A 19,902-nucleotide genomic window follows, 5' to 3' on the forward strand; every position below is an offset into this window, starting at 1 on the left:
ATACAATTCAAGCAATTGGAGGCGATAAAATGAAGCCCGAGAAATGCGGTTCTCATCATCCCAAATGGTTCGGATTAGCCCTTCAGGCGCTCGTCATTTTGTCCAAGGATCGAATTCAGACGTGCCCGAGCGCGGAGCTTGCCGTCTACCTTCAATCGGAGGCGACGTTGCTTCGACGCATTTTAGCGGCTCTTGCCAAAGGCGGCATTCTGGAAACTCGCGAAGGGCGAGACGGAGGATATCGACTGCGCAAAGACCCTTATAATTTGACGTTGGCCGAAGTGTACCGGGTTCTTCAAGTCGGAGATCCGTTGTGTTTGGGCATTCAGGAGACGACCGGCGACCACCGGTTCGGAGTAGAGATGAACGCGATCTTCAGCGATATTACGGCGGAGATGGACCGCTCTATATTAGGTGTGCTGAACAATTACACGGTCGGACAGATCGCTGAACGTGCTCACGATTGTAAAGAGGAACACGCTGTTACATCCAGCCTGGCAAAATCAGAGTAATCCGGGTGTTGACAGCGGGTTTTATTCGGCATATACTGTGCAATATAAGTTGCAGTTAAGCCTTTTTTATTGCTTGATACTGTGTTATATTTTACACAGATAAGTTGAGATGGGCGTTAAGAGAATTAAGCACGATTGGATTCACATGTTGCAGGGCCTTTTTTTAACACAAACTGTGTTAATAATTTCTCAGTTTAACCATCGAAAGGGAGGATTCCTATGTCCACAGCAGTAACGACTCAAAGCACGTCTTTTACCGAAGTAGCCCGCGCACGTCGCTCGGTTAGAACGTATGATCCGACTTATAAGATTTCCAAAGAAGAAATGACCGAACTGCTCAACGAGGCTGTAACCGCGCCTTCTTCCGCTAACCATCAGCCTTGGCGTTTCCTTGTTATCGATTCCCAGCCGCTGAAAGAGAAGCTGCTTCCGATCGCGTTTAACCAGCAGCAAGTCGTTGAAGCGTCTGCGGTCATCGCTGTACTTGGCGATCTGGAAAGCCATCGCATGCTTGAGACGATTTTCGGCCGTGCTGTCGAAGCGGGTTATATGCCGCAAGAGACGGCTGACTCGTTCGTAGCCAACTATACGAAAATGTACACGTCCGTTCCTCCAGAAGTGATGAAGAAAATTGTGTACGTCGATGGAGGCCTCGTCTCGATGCAAATTATGCTCGCGGCGAAAGCGCGCGGACTCGACACCAATCCGATGGGCGGATACGACGCGGCCAAATTCGTCGAAGCATTCGGCATTAGCGAGCGTTACGTGCCGGTTATGCTGATTGCGATCGGTAAAGCGACGAAAGAAGGACATCCGTCGATTCGCCTGAACGCCGACGAAGTGACGAGTTGGAACGAGTTCAAGTTCTAATGGGTCGTAAGAGCGATTCGACCGTATAACAAAAAGGATCTTTCCCTCGTCTTAGACGGGAAGAAAGATCCTTTTGTCGTATTTCGCGTAGACTCGAATTTCAAGGGTTCGTTCCCGCGGATTCCTTCAATTTTTCAGGCTTCGCTCGATAATAATACCAGCATTCGTTTAACAAACGGATTTGCCGGCGATCTTTTTTCAGGAATGCGGACATCAATTGGTTGCAGAGCCATTGGGGCATTCCAACGTCCTCCTCCCATCGCATGCTGTATAATAGCATATGGGAATGGGCAGATGACCGTGCAGGTCCGAACGCAGAATGAAGGCGAAATGTTACGGCAATTCGTTTAAAGCAAATCTTCTTCCTCGTACCATTGTTCCAGTTGGGCTTGCAGTGCGCGAATTTCCGTTAACAGCGACACGAGAGGGTATGCGGCTTCCCGTATGGATGCGAATGAGCGCTCTAACTCGTTAATGTAGTCGAGCCCGCCTGTCGGCGATTGCTTCTCGTCGAGCAAATCGAGCGCGCGGCACTCCGCGATCGCTTTCGGCAGCTTCGGTACGTTGTCGGCAGTCAGCTTGGACAGTTCTTTATGAAGGCGAAGATTCAGGGCGCTTAGTTGGTACGCATGAGAGGCGGGCATCTCAACGAACTGAACGTCGCCTTGCTCATTTTGAAGGATAATATAGGACATTTCCGGCATGAATGCATGCTCCCCTCAACCATTTCTCACTTGACAGTGTAGCCCAACCAAAGCCTACAATTCAAGTAGTCTGTAAGGAACAGGAGGGCGCGTATGAACGATTTGGAGCTGCAGCGTTGGGTCGAAAATATATCGTTGAGGGATTTCGGTCGGCCGTTTCTGCACCGTGCAACGTTTAATGCGCGATTGCGCGCTACCGGAGGCCGATATTTTACGAAAAGCCATCATATCGAGATCAGTCCGCATCAGCTTGCGATTCATGGCGAAGCAGATACCGAGGCGATCATTAAGCACGAGCTTTGTCATTATCATTTGCACTTGCAGCGTAAAGGATTCCAGCATCGCGACGCCGACTTCAAGCGATTGCTCGTCGAAGTCGGTGCGACGCGGCATTGCAAGCCGTTACCGGGGGCTGCTTCACGGCGTCATCCCGTTAAATATTTGCTCGTTTGCCAGGCATGCGGTATGCAATATCCTCGGAAGAGAAAGGCTGACCCGCGTAAATACGCATGCGGGAAATGTCGCGGGCGGCTAAAGCTGCTGCTCATTGATCCGTCGGCGGAAATGCCCCGTATCGCGCAGACCGCCGATCAAAGTTGAACGTCGGCCGTTTACGATCGGCTCGGAGCGGTCGCTACAGGCTCGGCTGAAGGGCTGTGCACAGAAGAGCGAATTGCGGCTTTGCGGACGAGCATTGTGACAGCCAGGAAAGCGATAGCCGTCATCGCAGCGGAAGAGGCGATGCTTGGCACGATGTGGTTCGCGAAATCCGCAGGCCCCTTGATCGCATCGCCGGATTGGAAGATCAAGCCGCCGATCGCGATGCCAAACACGCCGCCAAGCTCACGCGTGGCGTTGCCGATACCGCTCGCCTCGCCCGCTGCATTGTCCGGCACGGACGAGATCAGGCCATGGGAGAGCGGCGTAAAGCTGAGTCCCATACCCGTTCCCGCGAGCATCATCGGACCAAGCATCAGGACGAACGGGAAGTCGAATCCTTTGGCATCGATCAGTAGAGCGAACCAAGCGAGCGCGGTTGTCTGGAAGAGAAGGCCGGAGAGAAGGACGATACGGTTGCCAAACTTGCTGATCGCGAAGCCGGCAAGAGGAGCGGCGATCATTGTCATCGTCGTCCAGGCCATCTCGCGAACGCCGGCACCAAGGGGCGTGTTGCCTTGCGCCTGCTGCAAGAACAAGGTCAGCAGGAAAATCGCTCCGAATACGCCTGCGTTCATCCAGAAACCCGCCAGCACGTAGGCCGTATAGTTGCGTTTGCGGAAAAATTCAAATTGAATGAACGGAGCCTTGCGGATCTTCTCCCAGAAATAGAACGCCACTAACAATAACACGCCGCCAACGATCGGTCCGTATACGCCGAACGTTCCCCAGCCCTCTACATTACCTCTTTCCAAGCCGTAGACGATACCGAATAACCCGCTCGTCAGCGTCAACACGCCGATCGGATCAAATGGTTTGCGTACGCCGCGCGTTTCCGTAAGCCATCTCAGTCCGAGAACAAAAGCGATTATGCCGACCGGCACGTTCACGAAGAAGATCATTTGCCAAGGGGCGCCTTCCATGATAAGTCCGCCAACGAGCGGTCCGACGCTAAGGCCGAGACCGGAAATGCCGGACCAGATGCCTAGAGCGGCGGCTCGCTTCTCCGGCGGGAACGCGGAGCTGACGAGCGTCAAGCTTAGCGGGACGACTGCCGCCCCGCCGACGCCTTGCAGTGCTCTGGCGAGAATGAGCGAGACCGACGAGTCGCTGAGACCGGCCATGAGCGAACCTAACGTGAACACCACGACGCCGGCGAGGAATACTTTTTTCCGACCGATCGAATCACCCAGTACGCTAAAAGGGATAAGCAGGACTGCGAAAGCGAGTGTATAAGCGTTCATGAACCATTCCAAGTCGCCGATCGAAGCGTGCAAGTCTTCCTGAATGGAAGGCAAAGCGACACCGAGTACAAGATTGTCTAGCATCGCCATGAAGAGGGCAATGCAAGTGACGAAAAGCAGTCTGACACGATAGGGGGTAAACATGGGGAAATCTCTCCTCTATTTTATTTATTTATTAATAAATAAATTGTAGCTATAGTAAAACCTTGGGGCGTGTCTAAATACTCCGATGGGAGCAGATTTTTAGACACGCCCTACTCAAGGTCAGACCAAAAGGATAATTTAGGCATCTCCAACACTTCCGACAGCGAGATAATCAAACCGCAAGAAATGAAGGAGCTGGCTTCGCGGCCCGCTTGCGGAACCCCGGCTTTCTCGAAGCGTTCTTTCACCCGGTCGTAAATGTCCGAGAAGCACGTTCGCGCGAATTCGCGAACAGCGGGTTCGGGAGTCGAATACGCCTGCATCATCAGAAGAATTTCGTTCCGATGGGTCGCGAGCAGTGCATTAAACGCCTCCCCCATCCGATGGGCAAGTTGATCCGCCGGAGCTTCGACAGTGGAAAATGCTTCACGGGTGCGATGGAAAGCACGATCCAGAACAGCCAAGTATAATTGTTCCTTTGTTTTGAAGAAGTGAAATACGTAAGGCTGGGTGACGCCGACAGCCTCCGCGACATGCGCGGTCGTCGTTTTATAGTAGCCTTGCGAAGCGAAGAGGGAGGCTGCGCTGTTCAAAATCTGCTCTTTGCGGTTGGCGACGGCTGCTTCGTCTTTGGGGCTCATGGCGGAAATCTCCTTCGAACACTTATTTATTGATCAATAAATTATCATGGCGAAGTGCAGAAGTCAACGACTTCAATCTATATTTTTTCCAAATGTTGTCCACTTTTATCGCCCATTATAGGAAGATAAAAAAGTTGCACGCGCATGCTTGACTTCATCGGAGAACCATGATAAATTATTACTTGTCGCTTTTGAAAAAACATTCCCTGATAGCTCAGTTGGTAGAGCACTCGACTGTTAATCGAGTTGTCACAGGTTCGAGTCCTGTTCGGGGAGCCATGGAGAGATACCCAAGTGGCTCAAGGGGACCCTCTGCTAAGGGGTTAGACTGCGCAAGTGGTGCGAGGGTTCGAATCCCTCTCTCTCCGCCATCCATGCATTCAAACAGCCGACTTAAAGGAGCTTGCGGCAAGCTGCCGTGCAGCTCCTTTTGATTTCTTGATTCGATGTACCTTCGGGTGATCGCCAAGAAAAGGAAACGAACTCGGTAACAAAATGCCGAAAAAAGTACTTGCATCAGATGTCCGAATGAGATATAATCATAAAGTCGTCTGAAACGGACACCTCGCTGAAACGGGCTTGCTACATAAGGAATGGCCCCTTGGTCAAGCGGTTAAGACACCTCCCTTTCACGGAGGTAACAGGGGTTCGAGTCCCCTAGGGGTCACCATGCGAGCCATTAGCTCAGTTGGTAGAGCACCTGACTTTTAATCAGGGTGTCGAAGGTTCGAGTCCTTCATGGCTCACCAGTTTTAATCCGAATCGCAAGGCATTGCCGAATCGGACGATATTCAAATATGCGGTCGTGGCGGAATGGCAGACGCACCAGCTTGAGGGGCTGGCGGTAGCAATACCGTGGAGGTTCGAGTCCTCTCGACCGCACCATAATCTAAAGTTGAAATCCCTTGATACGTAAGGGGTTTTTTTATTTGCCATTAATGAGTGAACGAGTGGACGGTGACGTTAAACGCAATTTCTGGCTCCGTGGTAGCACCGTGGTAGCAAGCATAAGGCATCTCATGGAGCTCGATATCCGCTTCTTGAGATGCCTTTTGTTCATACTGGAACAACATTTTACCTAGTCCTGCCGCTGCATCTTCCTGCATATTGGGGAAGAGGTGTGAGTACAGGTCAAGAGTGATCTGTATGGAGGAATGGCCAAGGCGTTCGGAGACGACTTTAGGATGCACGTTATTTTTGAGAAGCAGGGAAGCATGTGTATGTCTCAGATCGTGAAAGGTGATGTGGCGCATTTCTGAGAGTTCCTTGATGCGACAATAAAGCTTGTCCAAACTTCTAGGGTTACAAGGCCTCCCAGTGTTCGTAGGAGCGACCAGATCGTAATCCAGGTATAAGGGAGTTCCTTTGCTTTTCTCGGCCTGTATCGACTCCCGATGGCGTTGTAGCGCCTCGACCGTGGCATCATCAATAGTAATGGAGCGGATGCTGTGCTCTGTCTTCGGAGTTCCGAAGCTTAAACCGTCATGACTTAAGCTCTGCTTGACGGAGATGATTTTGCGTCTAAAATCAATGTCCTGCCATCGTAGTCCTAGAATTTCGCCTTGTCTCATCCCGGTAGTAAGCGCAAGATGAAAGGCAATATAATATCGTGTGCCAAATGCTAACGTGAAATCTAGGAACTTGCGTACCTCATGGGTATCCCACACCTCGACAAGCTTACGTTTAACCTTTGGTTTATTGTCGGCCAACGCTGCTACATTTTTCGTGATGAGACCTTTCTTCGTAGCGCTTATTAAAGAGGAGCTAACCAAAGAGAAGTTCTTCTTGATTGTTTCTTCAGCCAAACCCTTTTGCCGAAGTTGCCCAATCATCCGTTCAATATGAATCACGTTTAATTCAAGCAATTGGATATTTCCGATGAGCGGTAAAATGTGTTTTTGAATGTTTCGTTCTGAGTTCTTTGCGTGCAGACGTCCGAGTGTTCCTCGTCGATTCTCGAACCATTCGAGCAGATACTCCCCGAACGTGCTCTTATTCGGCTGAATGAACTCCCCCTTATCGGCAGTAACTTGGGCGTCGCGTAGCGCTTTCTTAGCGTCCTTTTCTGATATGAAACCGCGCTTCTTGACTTGAATTCGCTTGCCGCTCATATCCTTACCGAGTGTTAGGCAGTAAAACCAATATTCCTTATTTTCTGACTTAACCTTGTACTTACCGGTGTATCCAGCGACATTCGTCATATACGATTCTCCTTGTTTTATAATGTAATTATTTTCACAAGTTATATTAAATAGGGTCGCTACGAATGCGGACGCGCCACATTCGCATCACCTCCTTTCCTGAGCATGTTTTTATCCGTGCATCCAGTTGAAAAACACTTCCCGCAAGATACGAATGGATTTGCCGACTCGGATGACATGAAATTGGCCGGAGTTCACTAACTCGTATGCTTGACGGCGGCCAATGCCTAGAATTTGTTGGACGTGTGTAACTTGAAGGACTTCCGGAAAATCGTTCTGCATGTGAGATATCCCCTCTCTGTTTTTTGGTAGAAATAGAAAATGGCGAGCCGTATGGCCCGCCAATAACGAGAATAATTTGAGCTAATTTCTCTTTGTAATTATTCGTGAAGTGGTATATCATCGACTTGAACAATGAATAAGAAGAGTAGTTCACCTCCTCAAATTAGTCCGATGAAACCGAGAGTGTTACGAAAAGTATCTCTGTCTATGAGGAAAAAGACTTGACATCGACTGGAATTTGCATAAAATAATTATTGGGATGCTAGCGCACCCCTTATAGTTCAAAGGACTACTACCGTTTTGGAAATTATGGTTCAGGGTACAAATCGTCACATGTATGAATCGTATGAAGCCTAGCGGCTTCAAGTTGAATAATACTATCGTCGTGCCCCGGCTACGGGGCATGTTTTGATTTATACGGTTATTTCATGGACGATATTGTAGTATCACAGTCAGTCAGTTATATGTTGTAATAGAAAGCCGTAGTAGCCTAGTGGCTATCATGTTAGTTAAAGCTCTAATGCCCCGGCTACGGGGCATATTCTGTCTGTTTATACTGTATTTTCATGTAACAGTTGTACTATGTAGCCTAGCGGCTACAGTCAGAGTCGTATTGGAATTCATTGCGCCCCGGCTACGGGGCGTATTTCTGTTTATACTGTATTCCCGTGTAACAGTTGTACTATGTAGCCTAGCGGCTACAGTCAGAGATGTGTTGGAACTTATAGCGCCCCCGACTACGGGACGTACTCTTGCAAACTCGCCCATCCGGAGGGCTTCACATAAAACTTGAATCAACTGACAAAATCGAAGAGGAGTAGCACACCGACCAAGCGGTTGGAGTGCTACTCCTTTTCTGCTTTTACAATTCTCTAGGAGGCCAAAATCATGCTTATCTGCACAAAATGTCTAACAATGACCTTGGACGATCAACCCATTCAACTCCATGAAGAATCGATTTACGAAACGTGCTCCTCCGGCAGATGCCAGGGTGCTAAACATTGTATTCGAGTGAGCGATCCGTTCCTCGCCTCAGCCATTATACAAATACTACTTAAAGGACACGTACCAACGGCATGGAGCTCGGGAGTAAACGGTAGCTACGTGTACATTGGTTTCGATTTTGACGCCTTTGCAGTATGGTCAAAAATTCACATCGACAAGTTGGAACTTCCGCAGCAATTAAAGTGTGGCGTCTCAAATGTTGCCGAGTCTTTCGAAACGGAGGAGGCAATGAAAGCACTTAGCGAGCATGGTGATATCATCGTCTATGCTTCGATACCTGAGACACTATTAGATGATTGGCGCGTAGCGCGTCAAATTCATCTTTGCCGTGTGTTCCAAGGATGGATCGATACATTGTCTCCAGCCGCCCATTGCCTAATAGCTATCCCGTAATAAGTAACCCGGAATCCTCTGGCCCCTTTCAGTTCTAGGGATCAGAGGATTCCTAATTGGAGGATAATATGAGCTACTACTTTCACCGTGTTAAAGTCCAGACAGTGCTTCAAAATTGTACGAAGCTTGCTGGGATTCTCGGCCAACAGCCTTCACTGCATCATATCAGATGTCCGTATGACGGAATATGGATGAGTGCTACTGCTGCACCTTCAAGCGATTTCCTCTCACGCATACTGCCGTCTTGTTATCCCGCAAGGTTGAAGAGAGATGAAGTAGAAGTCTATCGCTATGTTTTTAATTGTTCTTACTTTACGGTGCGTTGGGAACCGCAGTATAACACTTATCCATATACCACGATCTACGTGAATCCTAACGTGCAACGACTATCCCCCGCACAGGTCCTTTCATTATTGGATTACATCGTTGGAGACCACCATTCCGTATACGTTTCATCACATGATGATAAGGTTGATATTGAAGGCTTCAGCTTGGAACAAGTGATAAATTGCTACTATGCTCCTTATGTAAAGGTACCACCTCGGCGGAACAAGAACACGTACTACATTAACGCCCGTAAGTCGCAGTTTCATCGCATATATGATAAAGCTCTGCATTTAGGGGAGAACAGACAGCTTATCCGCATTGAACGAAAAATCAGATATACGCTGCCAAATCGGCCGCGAGCCGCAGAGTTCCTTAGCAATCCTCGAAGAGATGCTTTTGGATCAATAACACTAGTCAACATTGCCCGATTCCATCAAGCCAGTAAAATTGTGAGACGGATACAGAAGTATGGTTCGTTTATGGAAGCGTATCTGAGTCTGGATGAAGCTGATCGCCGATGGCTCAGAATACAGGAAGCCTTTCAAAAGCCGATCGTTTCCATACATGATCTGTTCCAATCCGACCTTCAAGCGTGGCTCGCCTCGTCTGTAGTCGGAACTGTTACAAGATGCTGAATCAATAAGTATATCTTTAAGAGTTTACTCCCTGACATGTCACAAGCTAAGGTGGACAGTTCAAAATAAGTCATTTCCGCATTTACAAGGCCTATCTATTACTTGGGCTACATTCTGAACGCCAGGGAGTAAACTCTATTTCATAGGCAACCATAACCATAAACTAATCTGGGGAAAGATAGGGCAAGCCGAAACAACGCAACACGAATCTCTTTGACGCAGTTGCTGAAACTTGCCCCAAAGCCTATTGATTACATGAAGCCGCCTTCCTTAAGACTCAGGAAGCTCCCATGCCCGACGATGATATGATCGAGCAGGTCAATGCCCACGATCTTCCCAGCTTCACTCAAGCGCGCGGTAAGGTGAATATCCTCCGGACTCGGCGTCGTGTCCCCGCTAGGGTGGTTATGGCATGCGATAATCGAGGCGGCAGAGCGTTTGACGGCTGCGCGGAACACGTCCCGAGGGTGGACGATAGCCGAGTTCAGCGTACCGACGGAAATTGTCTCAGGCAGCCCAATTAAACGGTTCTTTGTATTGAGGAACAGGACAACGAAATGTTCTTGCTGAAGGAACCGCAGTTCGGGAATAAGCAGATCAGCAGCGTCTTGGGGCGAATGAATCGCGACTGCCTTTGGCTGAACCGGTACATTCAACCGCCGGGCAAGATGGAGAGCAGCCAGTATTTGACGAGCCTTTGTCTTGCCTATGCCTTTGATGACTGTCAATTCATCCTCTGTTACGTTCATGAGTTCGATCAACGAGGGGAAGCGGGAAAAGATTTCATCGATCAAGTATGAACCCGGCTTCTCGGCAAGGGCTTCTGCAAACAGAAGCTTTATGGATGACATGCTATAGCTACTCATAGGAAAATGCCTCCTAAAATGCAAACAGGAGAGCGCAAAATTGCGCTCTCCTGTTGCTCAGTGATTATTGTTCGTTTACAATGGACTCAGGTAGTTTTACTTAATCGCTCCTATTAGTGGGCGATTTTTTCTTTTTGAATAGCTTCAATCTGCATTTCGATCATGACCAGCTTCACTAACGTATTGGCGTAGACTCGACCTTCCTCTGTGTCAAAGCTAGCCTCAGCATCCATCGTCCGCAACAATTCCTTATAGAAGAGTCTAACCATCATTAATTCAGCGATGTTCTTCATGCGCTCACCTCCCCTCCGTGCGGTATAACATGCTTAATTCGTTCTTGCTGTCTTTTCCTGATGCCGACTGAGTTGTCGTGGGAACTCCCGGCGAAAGTAAACCACGATCCATTCCGCCGCCGTCACTTCATCTAGCTCGTACTTCTTCATCAAATAGGTATGCAGAACTGTACCAGCCATTCGAATGTGACCATTCATGACTAACTGTTTAAGCAACGTTGACATTTCCTCAGGCAAACCACGCTTTACAACCATGCTTCTCACCTCCTGTTTGCACCAGCACTCTCACAACCGGTAATTGTCACTGTCAGGCACGTTAACTACTTAATGTTGGGATAAACCTCATCGTTGTTTCAGTTCCCCTGAACACCAAATAGACCCCCTGGGGCTCCGAACGGTTGAAGAGGTCTCCCTACCATTCACCTAGAGCCCGGGGAAATTTATATCGTTTTTTTATGCCTATTAGGCCCCGATCCGACGAACGAGATAAAGCGCTCGTAATTCATGCAGTGTTGTCGAACGTGCGTCTCTCATCTGACGTGCTACTTGTTTCTTTTCCATTTAGACGTCAATAAGCTGTAGATGCAGGACATGCTTCAGTTCCGCGAGGAAGTGCAGGCAATGCCTAATCGGCGCCAACCACTGCGCAGGCTGTGCGTCAAATACTTGATCCAGTAAAGTTGTCTCTAGTTGCAGGTAGGTGTTCAACTGCGCATACAGCGCATCCTCTTGAAGCACCAACTGCTCATACATTTCGGTAAGTTCCTTGAGCATACAATCACCTCCTCTCCAGGCATTCGTTCGTAAACGCAAAAAGAACCTGTATCCTCCGAACGGAGAAAACAGGTTCTTCCTGAGATCAATCTATATCTTTGTGTATTTCCAATCGAGCATCTGCTGAATCAGCTTCAATGCATACTGCTGATCTTCCAAGCTTTTCGTTTGAAGCAAGGTGACGAGTTGAGGCAGCGTATAGGCAGCATCTTCATCGGAAGCGGGCTGAATGTGTTGGAACAACGTTTCTAATGAAATGCCTAACGCACGAGTGAGCTTGTCCAGACTCTCCAGCGTAACGTTCTTTTCGGCTCGCTCGATCTGTCCAATATATGTCGGATGCAAGGAGGCTAGATGTGCCAACTCCTCCTGGCTTAAGCCTTTTTCCTTACGGAAGTTTCGTATACGCTCCCCAACGAGGGCTAATATCTCACTCATTACTGTACCACCTCTTAGTGGTAAAGATATCGATTAAGCGAGAATTCACCAACAGACTGTAGATATAATATATTTGTATATGTATACTAAAGGCACAATATTCCTAATCTCCCACCAAGATGCGCTCTAGGTCCTAGTTGGTAGCCTTTGGTGCTGAACAAGGTCGAAAGATTCGAGTAGCCCCACATTCTGTCGATAGGAGGTCTTTAATGGGCGAGTACTACTGCGACCGCTGCGGCGTAGAGCATACGATATTCAGCCCTGTGGGCATCCAACATCTCTCGCACAACCTGACACGCGAGGACTTGATTCGCTTGATGGAGCTTTCTACTGTGATCCCAACCTATGAAGTCATTACGAATGGTATCCCAGGCGTAATCGAAGGGACACACGACTTGATTCGGGAGGTAGAAATCGCCGAGACACTACAGCAAAAGTTCCCGAACATGGAGGCTTATCACTCCTCCGCAGGTTTTAAGGACTGGCTTTCAGAGCGAATGGGCGCTGGTCATCAAGCCGCTGCAAACGCTGTGAGTCGAATTCAGGGCGACGCGGCCGGGGAAGTGGATTTTGTTCGCAGCGTGCAGGAGGGTATTCACAACCCATTCCATCAATTTGATTTCGTTCGCAATGCCGATGGTCGGATCACCAGTAACTTCCCGGGCATAGATGCTGTTGAGGTCAGCCGACTGACAGGTGACATCGTGAATGCGTACCAAGTCAAAACCTTGCGAACGATGGCCAGCATCGACCCGACGATAGATCAATTTATCAATGGTGACCAATACAATGAGCAGATAACATTGGTCGGGCCTAAGGAACTCATTGACCGGGCGAAGGAACTTGGTCTTCCGAATCCGACGAAGGTCATGGGGACGATCCAAGGCAATAACGATTCTGCTCAACATCTGAGTGAGCAATTTTTAAGCGGACATATGGAAACAGGGATGTCGGTTGGATCGATAGCGGACAAGGTTGTCGGAGGAAGCGTCATCGGAGCGGCGATTTCTGTCACGGTTTCCGGTCTTCTTTATTACATGCAGTATCGATCTGGGCGTATGACCTTCCAAGAGTTTAAGGTGAGAACGGCGCAAAGCTGTGCCAAAGGAGCAATAACAGGCGGCGCTCTAGCAGGGCTCTCTCTGTTTATTCCTGGTGGCTTAGTAGGCTGGGGGATTGCGTTTACGGTTGGTACTGGATTACGAAGGCTGCTCGACGAGGGATTCGGCAATGGGACGTTTGGCGAAGTGCTGCGCACGACGCATGCGGTACATGCTAACGCCAAGCTGCTTCATCAAGGCACACTCTATGTAGCCGAGCTCTCTAAGTTCAATGATGAAATGCTGAGGCGGTTTGCCTTAACCGAAGCAGAAATGCAATCAGACCGCGCACAAGCGGACGAGGTATACGAGCAATTAGAGCAGGCAAGAGACATCGGACATCGAATTGACTATAGCCGTTCAGCCGATGATATTTTGGATGAATGCGATGCGTTGCAGACGAGACTGGGAGGAGCGGGGCTTAGATGAATCAAGTGGCGCAAATTCCAACGCACAATGAAGTCATGAAGGAAGCCAAGCAGAGCCCGGAAATTACCGATCAGCGTAATATCAAGACTCTTGTCCAGAGTTCGCTGAATCAATTGAACTCCATCTAGCAGCGTTTGGATGATTTGGAGAATCAGGGCTTCCTGAAAAGGGCTTGGAACGGATTCACTGGCCATACGCAGCGTAATTTGGTGTCTTTAATGCGTGATTTAGCCCAGTCTCAGCAGACTACAATAAAGCTAGTTTTAACGTTGGCGGTCTACCATGCCGAGAATACATCGGCAATTGACAGTGTCCTAAGCGAGCTAGAGAAGGCAAAAGGGACGCATATACGAACCGCTAGCCATATTCAATTCTTGTATGAGCAGGTTCAGCTTGTCCGAGATTCGTACAAGCCTGCTTTGAAACGTCCGAGGAAGCTTCCGATGTATGCGGGGATTGTTTCGCTGGTTGCCGCTGTTTCGCTTGTATTTGCGTTTATGCGCTAAATTTATGACAGGGATTGTCCGTGACTAGGAAACGGTAAGCAACTTTGATCGTTACCACGGAAGCGGGAGAACATCTTATGTTTTGACAAGCTAGGGAGTAAAGCGGTTAACATTCGTTATTTAAGGAGTGGCAACATTGAAAGTGCTTATTATCATTGCTCGCGTCCTCTCCATTTTCATTTGTCTTGATTCCATACTGGTATTACTAGAGTTCAGCAGGTACTGGCGCATCTTCGAGCAGAACCATTTACCGTATAGCCCTAGTTTACCATTGTGGGTGGTTAAACTTGTTTACTTATACTTTCCATTAGTTATCTTATTGATTACGGTATTATCGATGTTCATCATGAGGAAGTTTATGAAAACGACGTTATTACTATTTGGTGCCGCATTTGTAGTAGCTTATTATTGCTGGGGGATGACCTCCTCCCCGCGCCGATTCTTTGTATTCGCTGATCTAAACGAGAAAGTAAACGCTAACATGACGTTTTCAATGATTCTTACTGTACTGGTCATGGTTCTTGTCTTCGCTGCACTAAGGGTAAGGAAGAGGACGTTGAAAGGAGTGGCCCAACGATGAGGAAGAAGCTCTTGCTCTTTGTTGTACTGGTTGCCGGCCTAATATTTACAACTGGTGCAACGACCCCAAAGAAACCTTACGACGTTGTTACTGGCAATGATTTGATGTATCCAATGAAAATCCTGAGTATGCCAGCATCCGATTACGTTTGGGATCAAGGGCAACTTGTGACTGTGGCAGCAGGTAAAACAAAAGTGTTGGTGCGTCTCGACTCACTGGCAGATGAGTTTTGGGAGATAGGAATACCAGAAGAGGACTTGCCTACATTCCGAGTAAGCGATATGGTCAGCTACGGCCAGGACTTGCTAATCTCCGGTGTGCTGCATCAGGGCTGGGCAGATAACGGAAGCGGTGCAAACTTCTATGTGATTCTCCGCTATCATGCCGGTACGTTGTCACTTGTGACCATCGGGCGTGGCCTTGATACGATCCCAGCTACGATCAACGACTGGGAGCTAGATCAGCAGAGCGGGATTATCTATGCGAATGGCGTCTATCTTTACGACTATCTCGGCGCGACGTGGACCCAACCACAGATGGCCGTCGTCGGAACCAATCTCTATTTCGTCCACAGCCGCTACGACGGCCGCAACGGACTGAATGGCGAGGCGCTGGCGAAAATTGACTTGTCGAAGTCGGATTACCCAGTGACGGAGCTAATCAGCGGCTATGGCTTTGACTACATGAGCAAAGCCTACACACGCGGAGACTACTGGCAGGGCAATGGTAGAAGCTATACCGTCATCCCGGCAGCCGATGAAAAGACGATTACGATCGTTGATGGTAACATGAACGAGTACGTCGTCGACGTAGCGCGAAAGAGCATCAAACGCGTTGGATACTGGTATTCGGACAATCCGTACAAGATTGGTGATCCCACATTTTATCCGCTGTCACGCGGCAAAGTGTATAACGATAAGATTTATACGATGAATGCTGCGGGCATCTATGTTCAGTCTAAACCGACGGAGCGGCCAAAGCTCACGTTTAACCCACGGGAAATGCGGTGGGCAACCGGTCTACCTACGGCTATCGCCGACTGGGACTTCGTCGATGACAAGACCATCGCGATTCTCGACTACGACAATCATCGTGTTGTCCGGGTAAAGGTTACCTGGGGATAGTTAACGAAAGTTACATATTCACATGGGTTATTGAACAACGAAAGCAACTCATTGTTGGACGCATGAAAGCAGTCAAGGGCCAAAGGGGCGAAGCCTTTACCCTTGACTGCGGTTCTGAAAGCCTAAGCTATTGGCTGTCCCCCATCAACTTGTTGATGGGGGTACCAGCGTAGCGGCGGCGGGGTTCTAAGGGGCGGTAGCCTCTTAGGCTCCTTCCATAGGGAAGGCGGGGGAAGGGGCTCTGTGACCTCCGTAAGCGCTTAGAATAAGACAGGTTGTGCTTCGATACACTCTTTCGTATCGTTTCTCACATTGCCAACGACGGAGGATACAGGGTAAGCTCGCATCTCTTCAGCGTAGGGTTTAAGCATAGACAGTAGCTGATCCACATAAAATTCACTTCTTGAGTTGCCTTTTGTTCATATTGGAACAGCATTTTAACTGTAAATCGTCCTGTATATTGGTGAAGGCAGAAGGGGCGATGTTTTTACAGACTGCGGTTCTTATAACCCAAACTGGCTACCCACTATCAACTTTTTGATGGAGGCATTAGAGGAGCAGCGACGCGGTTCAAAGGCAAGCCTCCTCATAGTATGAGTACCCTTGCCAGTAGCATTTTTAACAACGGTGTAATAAACCGGAGTCAAATTGTCTCCTGTTGCGATAGTGCAAGGGAGATTGAATGCCAATGGTCTAACTGCGGCACTTCTGAGCACCAGCAGGTACTACATGAAATCTGTAGCAATACTGTGGTTCGAGTTCTCACAAATGCTCCAAGCTATGACGATGCACTTTTTCTATAACCGGTGAATTTAGTGACCCTCTCAATATCAAAACAATCAGAGTGACTCCTGACTGCCTAAGGAAGTCTTAGATTGCTTCTAAACGAGTTCTCATTTCAAAGTTGAGACAGCCGTATCAAAATGAGCTGACGAAGGGTTAAATGGACTTTTTCAACAATCTAACCATCCTCAATTTGAGGACGGTTGTTCCAACTTCTATTGTAAGTAGGTTTATTGGACACACTCGCCTAGTTAAACCGGAACAATATTAGTATATACCCGATTTAGGTGAATGTGTGATGATGGTATGTCGGTTAAGTAGGTGTAGGAAAATATACCCATGTATAGTAAGATGGACAAAGAACAGCATGGAGAGAGGATTTTTATGAAAGCGATCATAATATTTATGCTTGCCGTTATAGGTCTTGGCGTTATCGCGGGTCTATTGCAGCCAACAAAGAGAAAAAGTAAGGCTAAACGAACTATCAACACTAATAAAAAGCAGACGGTACCATCACGTCAAAAAAACCATCGAAGCTCGAAGACGTGTAGGTCAGACGAAGTCATCCTAAACAGCCGTTTGGAAGAACTAAACGGCGTAGAATTCGAACGACTACTTGCCCTTTACTTCAGAGATCAGGGTTATGTTGTTCACGAGGTGGGGGTTGGTGGAAATGACGGGGGAGTCGACCTAGTCATAGTGGACAAGCGCGGAGAAAGAACAGCAGTACAGGCAAAGTGCTACGCAGATCACAACTTGGTTCCTGTGCAGACTGTTAGAGAATTAGTCGCCGCTAAGCGGAATCATAACTGCATGTTGACGTTGCTGGTTACGACCTCAGATTTGACGGGGCCAGCGAAGAAGGAAGCGGAGCAGTTTCGGGTTGAGTATTGGCATGGCGGGGTAGTCAACGAGAAGTTGAAGAGATGGAAAAGACGGCAAGCTTAGATTTCTATGGAAGGTGAATATTGTTGAGAAGGCTCTGGCTCGTACTCTTGTTACTTGTTATTGCAGGGTGTAATAGGAATATAAATATGACGAAGGCAGATGCGGAACAACACTTAACAACTGATTCTCCAAATGTTGAAGCTAGTTCCGGCATTTCAACGTCGGGCACGCTTCAGCCTAGTGAGGAGGAAATCAAACCAAAAGAAGATAACAGTCCTGTTGGGTTTGTTTTATCGAGCCCAGGACAAGCTTCCTTCATTAGGTGGTCAGAAAGCGAAGGTAAAATATCAGGCCAACTCCAGATTGCAACTATCAGTGAGAAAAGGATTCAAAGTGCTTCGCATGTCTTCACAGGTGAACAAACGAAGGATGAAATCAATGTCACCTTTGCTTGGACAGATGGCTTTGCGGGAAAGTCGTGGACAGGTAAAATTGGCGACAACAAATTGACTCTGTTCATCCCAAGCAGTGATGGGAAGATTGCATCAATTGAATTTTCGAAGGGAAGTATAGAAGATTACAACAATGCAGTCACGGTTATACAAAGGAATTTAAGTAAGGGGTTACAACAGGAAGAGGCAGAGAAGCAACAGGCACAACTTAAACATGATCAAGAGGTTGCTGTAAGGAACATAGTTTCTGCTCTTGACTCATTGCGAGCAACTACTAAGGATTTGTCTCAATTTAACTTTAATGATGTCCTCGGGGACTTTGAGAAAGACTGGTCTACAATGAAGAGCAACTACCAGACCTTAAGAGCGGATTCCGTTGTACAGCCGTTTGATGGTGTACAGTTAGGGACTGTTCAAAGCGATCTTGGAACGTTGGAGAGCGACCGAGGGAGTATTAGCTCTGACGAGGGCTCTTTGGAGAGTTCGATTACTTCACTGGGTTATTTGATGGACGAAATACAGCGAAATATAAACAAGTTGAAGAATGCATGGGAAGAAGTTCAAGGGCTAAGAGCCGTAACATCACTGGAATTAGAGGATATCAATGCGGCTATTACTGATGCACAAAAACAAATCAAAGCATCGCAAGGTATTCAAGCTAACGCGGTAGGCCAAGTTGCTGTTTATGTCGCTAAGGCTGATAAGCTACTCAAAGAAGCAAGCAACTATGTTGCTACACTTAAACCAAATGATTCGGAATAAGTTGGCGAAAGGCACCCCAATCGGGTGCCTTTCAATTTTGCGCTATAGTTGAATCGATGGAACCTATGTGGGACCTAATTAGCTCCCTATAGACTTTTGTGAGGGCTAATTAATTTCCTCAACTAGTTTCAGATATTGACTTTGAACTGATGGAACTGTGATTTCTACACCAGTCCAGGCCTTATAAGTTTGGGTTCCCAGGACAGTTCCCCATAATTCAATTTCGTCTCCATCCAAGAGAGTACCGGCTGAGTCTTTACGGAAAAGGAATATGGTTATCGGTTCCTTGAAAGAACCTTTCTCCAAGTCTTCTGCTAGATTTACGCGAAGTTGGTCTCCATTTTTTCCAATGACTTGGACGATAGTACCCTTTAAGTGTACTTTCTTTCCTTTGAATGTAGAGTCGGCTGCTCTGGCAAGATCCCTTGGGTTCGGTGTGACTGCTTCCTCTGTAAACTCATCCAAAGATGGAACACTCTTAGATTCTACAATTGTAGGTTGTGTGCTTCCTGTTTGATCGAATTGTGACAGTCCGTAAATCATCAATCCTGCATATAAGGCTGGGAAAATAAGGAGTTGTTTTTTCAACACACGTGCTTGTTTAACGAATAATGCAATTATCCAGCAGATGATGATTGATGTTAAACCGATCACACCCAGAATTATTATGACACTATAGGTTGCGCTGTTGCTTGTTTTGTCTGATCCTATGAGGGTCAGTAGTGCCATGAGGGCAAATAGGATTATGATGGATATTTGGACAATTAGTAGCCATTTTGGGTTGGTGGATTTTTCACGCCCTAATGGTTTCGAAGGGAAGTTTGTGCTCAATAACCAGTTACCACAACTCTTACAGTAGTTTCTATGTTCTTCATTTACCTCTTTACAAACCGGACAAATGAACGAAGACAATAATAATCACCCCGAGTATCTGTTTACAATATTATTTATTCGACACATGGAATTTAATACCTTCCCATAACCAACTTCAGGGATCGGCTTTGCGCAGAATACCTGAACTTCTGTATGTGAGCAAGATGGGCTGGTGGTAGCAATACCTTAGAGGTTCGAGTCACCTTGGCCGTAACATGCTTATAATGGTAAAATCTCTTGTTTGACAGGTGATTTTTAACGTACCCAATCCAATGTTTCGGTCAAGACCGTCATCAAATTGAGGACGGTTGTCAGTTAAGTGACCTTGCATCGAAAGAGTAGACACAAAGAATGACCCTCGAAAATCCATTATCCTAACGTCATTCAGGAGATTTAACCTTAAATGGCGGGACATATTG

At 47.6% G+C, this 19,902-nt stretch carries 21 protein-coding genes and 5 tRNA genes; 14 read left to right on the forward strand and 12 right to left on the reverse strand.

The window, feature by feature from the left end:
• Nucleotides 1-29 precede the first annotated feature (29 nt).
• Nucleotides 30-512: an RrF2 family transcriptional regulator gene (locus tag ACFPOF_RS20270; protein ID WP_378135962.1), complete on the forward strand. Its 483-nt coding sequence runs from the start codon at nucleotides 30-32 to the stop codon at nucleotides 510-512.
• A gap of 219 nt (nucleotides 513-731) precedes the next feature.
• Nucleotides 732-1,382 (forward strand): nitroreductase family protein, encoded by a 651-nt coding sequence (locus ACFPOF_RS20275; RefSeq protein WP_378135964.1) that lies wholly within the window; start codon nucleotides 732-734, stop codon nucleotides 1,380-1,382.
• 100 nt (nucleotides 1,383-1,482) lie between these two features.
• Here ACFPOF_RS20275 and cmpA read toward each other — a convergent pair whose 3' ends face one another.
• Together cmpA and ACFPOF_RS20285 are read right to left on the reverse strand one after the other, a co-directional pair.
• Complete coding sequence (gene cmpA, locus ACFPOF_RS20280; protein WP_378135965.1) at nucleotides 1,483-1,623, reverse strand: cortex morphogenetic protein CmpA; 141 nt, start codon at nucleotides 1,621-1,623, stop codon at nucleotides 1,483-1,485.
• Nucleotides 1,624-1,729: 106 nt separating this feature from the next.
• On the reverse strand, nucleotides 1,730-2,086 hold the full coding sequence (locus ACFPOF_RS20285; RefSeq protein WP_378135967.1) for a hydrolase/acyltransferase: 357 nt from the start codon (nucleotides 2,084-2,086) through the stop codon (nucleotides 1,730-1,732).
• Between the two features lie 93 nt (nucleotides 2,087-2,179).
• Here ACFPOF_RS20285 and ACFPOF_RS20290 point away from each other — a divergent pair, with 93 nt between their 5' ends.
• On the forward strand, nucleotides 2,180-2,686 hold the full coding sequence (locus tag ACFPOF_RS20290) for a SprT family protein (protein WP_378135969.1): 507 nt from the start codon (nucleotides 2,180-2,182) through the stop codon (nucleotides 2,684-2,686).
• Nucleotides 2,687-2,697: 11 nt separating this feature from the next.
• Here the strand turns inward: ACFPOF_RS20290 and ACFPOF_RS20295 are convergent, their stop codons facing one another.
• Together ACFPOF_RS20295 and ACFPOF_RS20300 are read right to left on the reverse strand one after the other, a co-directional pair.
• Complete coding sequence (locus tag ACFPOF_RS20295; RefSeq protein WP_378135971.1) at nucleotides 2,698-4,131, reverse strand: MFS transporter; 1,434 nt, start codon at nucleotides 4,129-4,131, stop codon at nucleotides 2,698-2,700.
• Between the two features lie 110 nt (nucleotides 4,132-4,241).
• On the reverse strand, nucleotides 4,242-4,772 hold the full coding sequence (locus ACFPOF_RS20300) for a TetR/AcrR family transcriptional regulator (RefSeq protein WP_378135973.1): 531 nt from the start codon (nucleotides 4,770-4,772) through the stop codon (nucleotides 4,242-4,244).
• A gap of 203 nt (nucleotides 4,773-4,975) precedes the next feature.
• Between ACFPOF_RS20300 and ACFPOF_RS20305 the strand changes: the two genes are divergently transcribed.
• From ACFPOF_RS20305 to ACFPOF_RS20325, 5 genes are all read left to right on the forward strand, one after another.
• Nucleotides 4,976-5,051, forward strand: a tRNA-Asn gene (locus tag ACFPOF_RS20305).
• A 1-nt stretch (nucleotide 5,052) separates the two neighbouring features.
• Nucleotides 5,053-5,143 (forward strand) — tRNA-Ser (locus ACFPOF_RS20310).
• A gap of 224 nt (nucleotides 5,144-5,367) precedes the next feature.
• Nucleotides 5,368-5,442, forward strand: a tRNA-Glu gene (locus tag ACFPOF_RS20315).
• Nucleotides 5,443-5,445: 3 nt separating this feature from the next.
• Nucleotides 5,446-5,521 (forward strand) — tRNA-Lys (locus tag ACFPOF_RS20320).
• Nucleotides 5,522-5,571: 50 nt separating this feature from the next.
• Nucleotides 5,572-5,657: transfer RNA gene (locus tag ACFPOF_RS20325), tRNA-Leu, on the forward strand.
• Nucleotides 5,658-5,707: 50 nt separating this feature from the next.
• On the opposite strand, the gene ACFPOF_RS20330 is transcribed toward ACFPOF_RS20325, so the two are convergent.
• Together ACFPOF_RS20330 and ACFPOF_RS20335 are read right to left on the reverse strand one after the other, a co-directional pair.
• The gene (locus ACFPOF_RS20330; protein WP_378135975.1) at nucleotides 5,708-6,973 is read right to left on the reverse strand and encodes a site-specific integrase; all 1,266 of its coding nucleotides are present in this window, start codon (nucleotides 6,971-6,973) and stop codon (nucleotides 5,708-5,710) included.
• 111 nt (nucleotides 6,974-7,084) lie between these two features.
• Nucleotides 7,085-7,255, reverse strand: a complete 171-nt coding sequence (locus ACFPOF_RS20335) for a helix-turn-helix domain-containing protein (RefSeq protein WP_378135976.1) — start codon at nucleotides 7,253-7,255, stop codon at nucleotides 7,085-7,087.
• A gap of 888 nt (nucleotides 7,256-8,143) precedes the next feature.
• Here ACFPOF_RS20335 and ACFPOF_RS20340 point away from each other — a divergent pair.
• On the forward strand, nucleotides 8,144-8,653 hold the full coding sequence (locus ACFPOF_RS20340; RefSeq protein ID WP_378135978.1) for a hypothetical protein: 510 nt from the start codon (nucleotides 8,144-8,146) through the stop codon (nucleotides 8,651-8,653).
• 1,213 nt (nucleotides 8,654-9,866) lie between these two features.
• On the opposite strand, the gene radC is transcribed toward ACFPOF_RS20340, so the two are convergent.
• The 5 genes from radC to ACFPOF_RS20365 all read right to left on the reverse strand — a co-directional run bounded on the left by radC (nucleotide 9,867) and on the right by ACFPOF_RS20365 (nucleotide 11,986).
• Nucleotides 9,867-10,481 carry a RadC family protein gene (gene radC / locus ACFPOF_RS20345; protein ID WP_378135980.1) on the reverse strand — a complete coding sequence of 205 codons (615 nt, stop codon included), beginning with the start codon at nucleotides 10,479-10,481 and terminating at the stop codon, nucleotides 9,867-9,869.
• Nucleotides 10,482-10,594: 113 nt separating this feature from the next.
• On the reverse strand, nucleotides 10,595-10,774 hold the full coding sequence (locus tag ACFPOF_RS20350) for a hypothetical protein (RefSeq protein WP_378135982.1): 180 nt from the start codon (nucleotides 10,772-10,774) through the stop codon (nucleotides 10,595-10,597).
• A gap of 33 nt (nucleotides 10,775-10,807) precedes the next feature.
• Nucleotides 10,808-11,029, reverse strand: a complete 222-nt coding sequence (locus tag ACFPOF_RS20355) for a hypothetical protein (protein ID WP_378135984.1) — start codon at nucleotides 11,027-11,029, stop codon at nucleotides 10,808-10,810.
• 306 nt (nucleotides 11,030-11,335) lie between these two features.
• Nucleotides 11,336-11,548 carry a hypothetical protein gene (locus tag ACFPOF_RS20360; RefSeq protein ID WP_378135986.1) on the reverse strand — a complete coding sequence of 71 codons (213 nt, stop codon included), beginning with the start codon at nucleotides 11,546-11,548 and terminating at the stop codon, nucleotides 11,336-11,338.
• Between the two features lie 90 nt (nucleotides 11,549-11,638).
• Nucleotides 11,639-11,986 carry a helix-turn-helix domain-containing protein gene (locus ACFPOF_RS20365; protein ID WP_378135987.1) on the reverse strand — a complete coding sequence of 116 codons (348 nt, stop codon included), beginning with the start codon at nucleotides 11,984-11,986 and terminating at the stop codon, nucleotides 11,639-11,641.
• 209 nt (nucleotides 11,987-12,195) lie between these two features.
• On the opposite strand from ACFPOF_RS20365, the gene ACFPOF_RS20370 reads away from it, so the two are divergent.
• From ACFPOF_RS20370 to ACFPOF_RS20390, 5 genes are all read left to right on the forward strand, one after another.
• Entirely contained in the window at nucleotides 12,196-13,515 is a 1,320-nt protein-coding gene (locus tag ACFPOF_RS20370) for a hypothetical protein (protein ID WP_378135989.1), read from the forward strand.
• On the forward strand, nucleotides 13,512-13,643 hold the full coding sequence (locus tag ACFPOF_RS20375) for a hypothetical protein (RefSeq protein WP_378135991.1): 132 nt from the start codon (nucleotides 13,512-13,514) through the stop codon (nucleotides 13,641-13,643). Before ACFPOF_RS20370 ends, ACFPOF_RS20375 begins: the two co-directional genes overlap by 4 nt.
• A 1,215-nt stretch (nucleotides 13,644-14,858) precedes the next feature.
• Nucleotides 14,859-15,725 carry a hypothetical protein gene (locus ACFPOF_RS20380; RefSeq protein ID WP_378135993.1) on the forward strand — a complete coding sequence of 289 codons (867 nt, stop codon included), beginning with the start codon at nucleotides 14,859-14,861 and terminating at the stop codon, nucleotides 15,723-15,725.
• Nucleotides 15,726-16,847: 1,122 nt separating this feature from the next.
• A complete protein-coding gene (locus ACFPOF_RS20385) occupies nucleotides 16,848-17,456 on the forward strand; it encodes a restriction endonuclease (protein ID WP_378135995.1) in 609 nt (202 codons plus the stop codon).
• Nucleotides 17,457-17,542: 86 nt separating this feature from the next.
• The gene (locus tag ACFPOF_RS20390) at nucleotides 17,543-18,610 is read left to right on the forward strand and encodes a hypothetical protein (protein ID WP_378135997.1); all 1,068 of its coding nucleotides are present in this window, start codon (nucleotides 17,543-17,545) and stop codon (nucleotides 18,608-18,610) included.
• Between the two features lie 105 nt (nucleotides 18,611-18,715).
• Here the strand turns inward: ACFPOF_RS20390 and ACFPOF_RS20395 are convergent, their stop codons facing one another.
• Nucleotides 18,716-19,522: a hypothetical protein gene (locus tag ACFPOF_RS20395; RefSeq protein WP_378135999.1), complete on the reverse strand. Its 807-nt coding sequence runs from the start codon at nucleotides 19,520-19,522 to the stop codon at nucleotides 18,716-18,718.
• Nucleotides 19,523-19,902 lie beyond the last annotated feature (380 nt).

It is taken from the genome of Cohnella soli (assembly GCF_042655525.1).
Classification (GTDB): Bacteria; Bacillota; Bacilli; order Paenibacillales; family Paenibacillaceae; genus Cohnella; species Cohnella soli.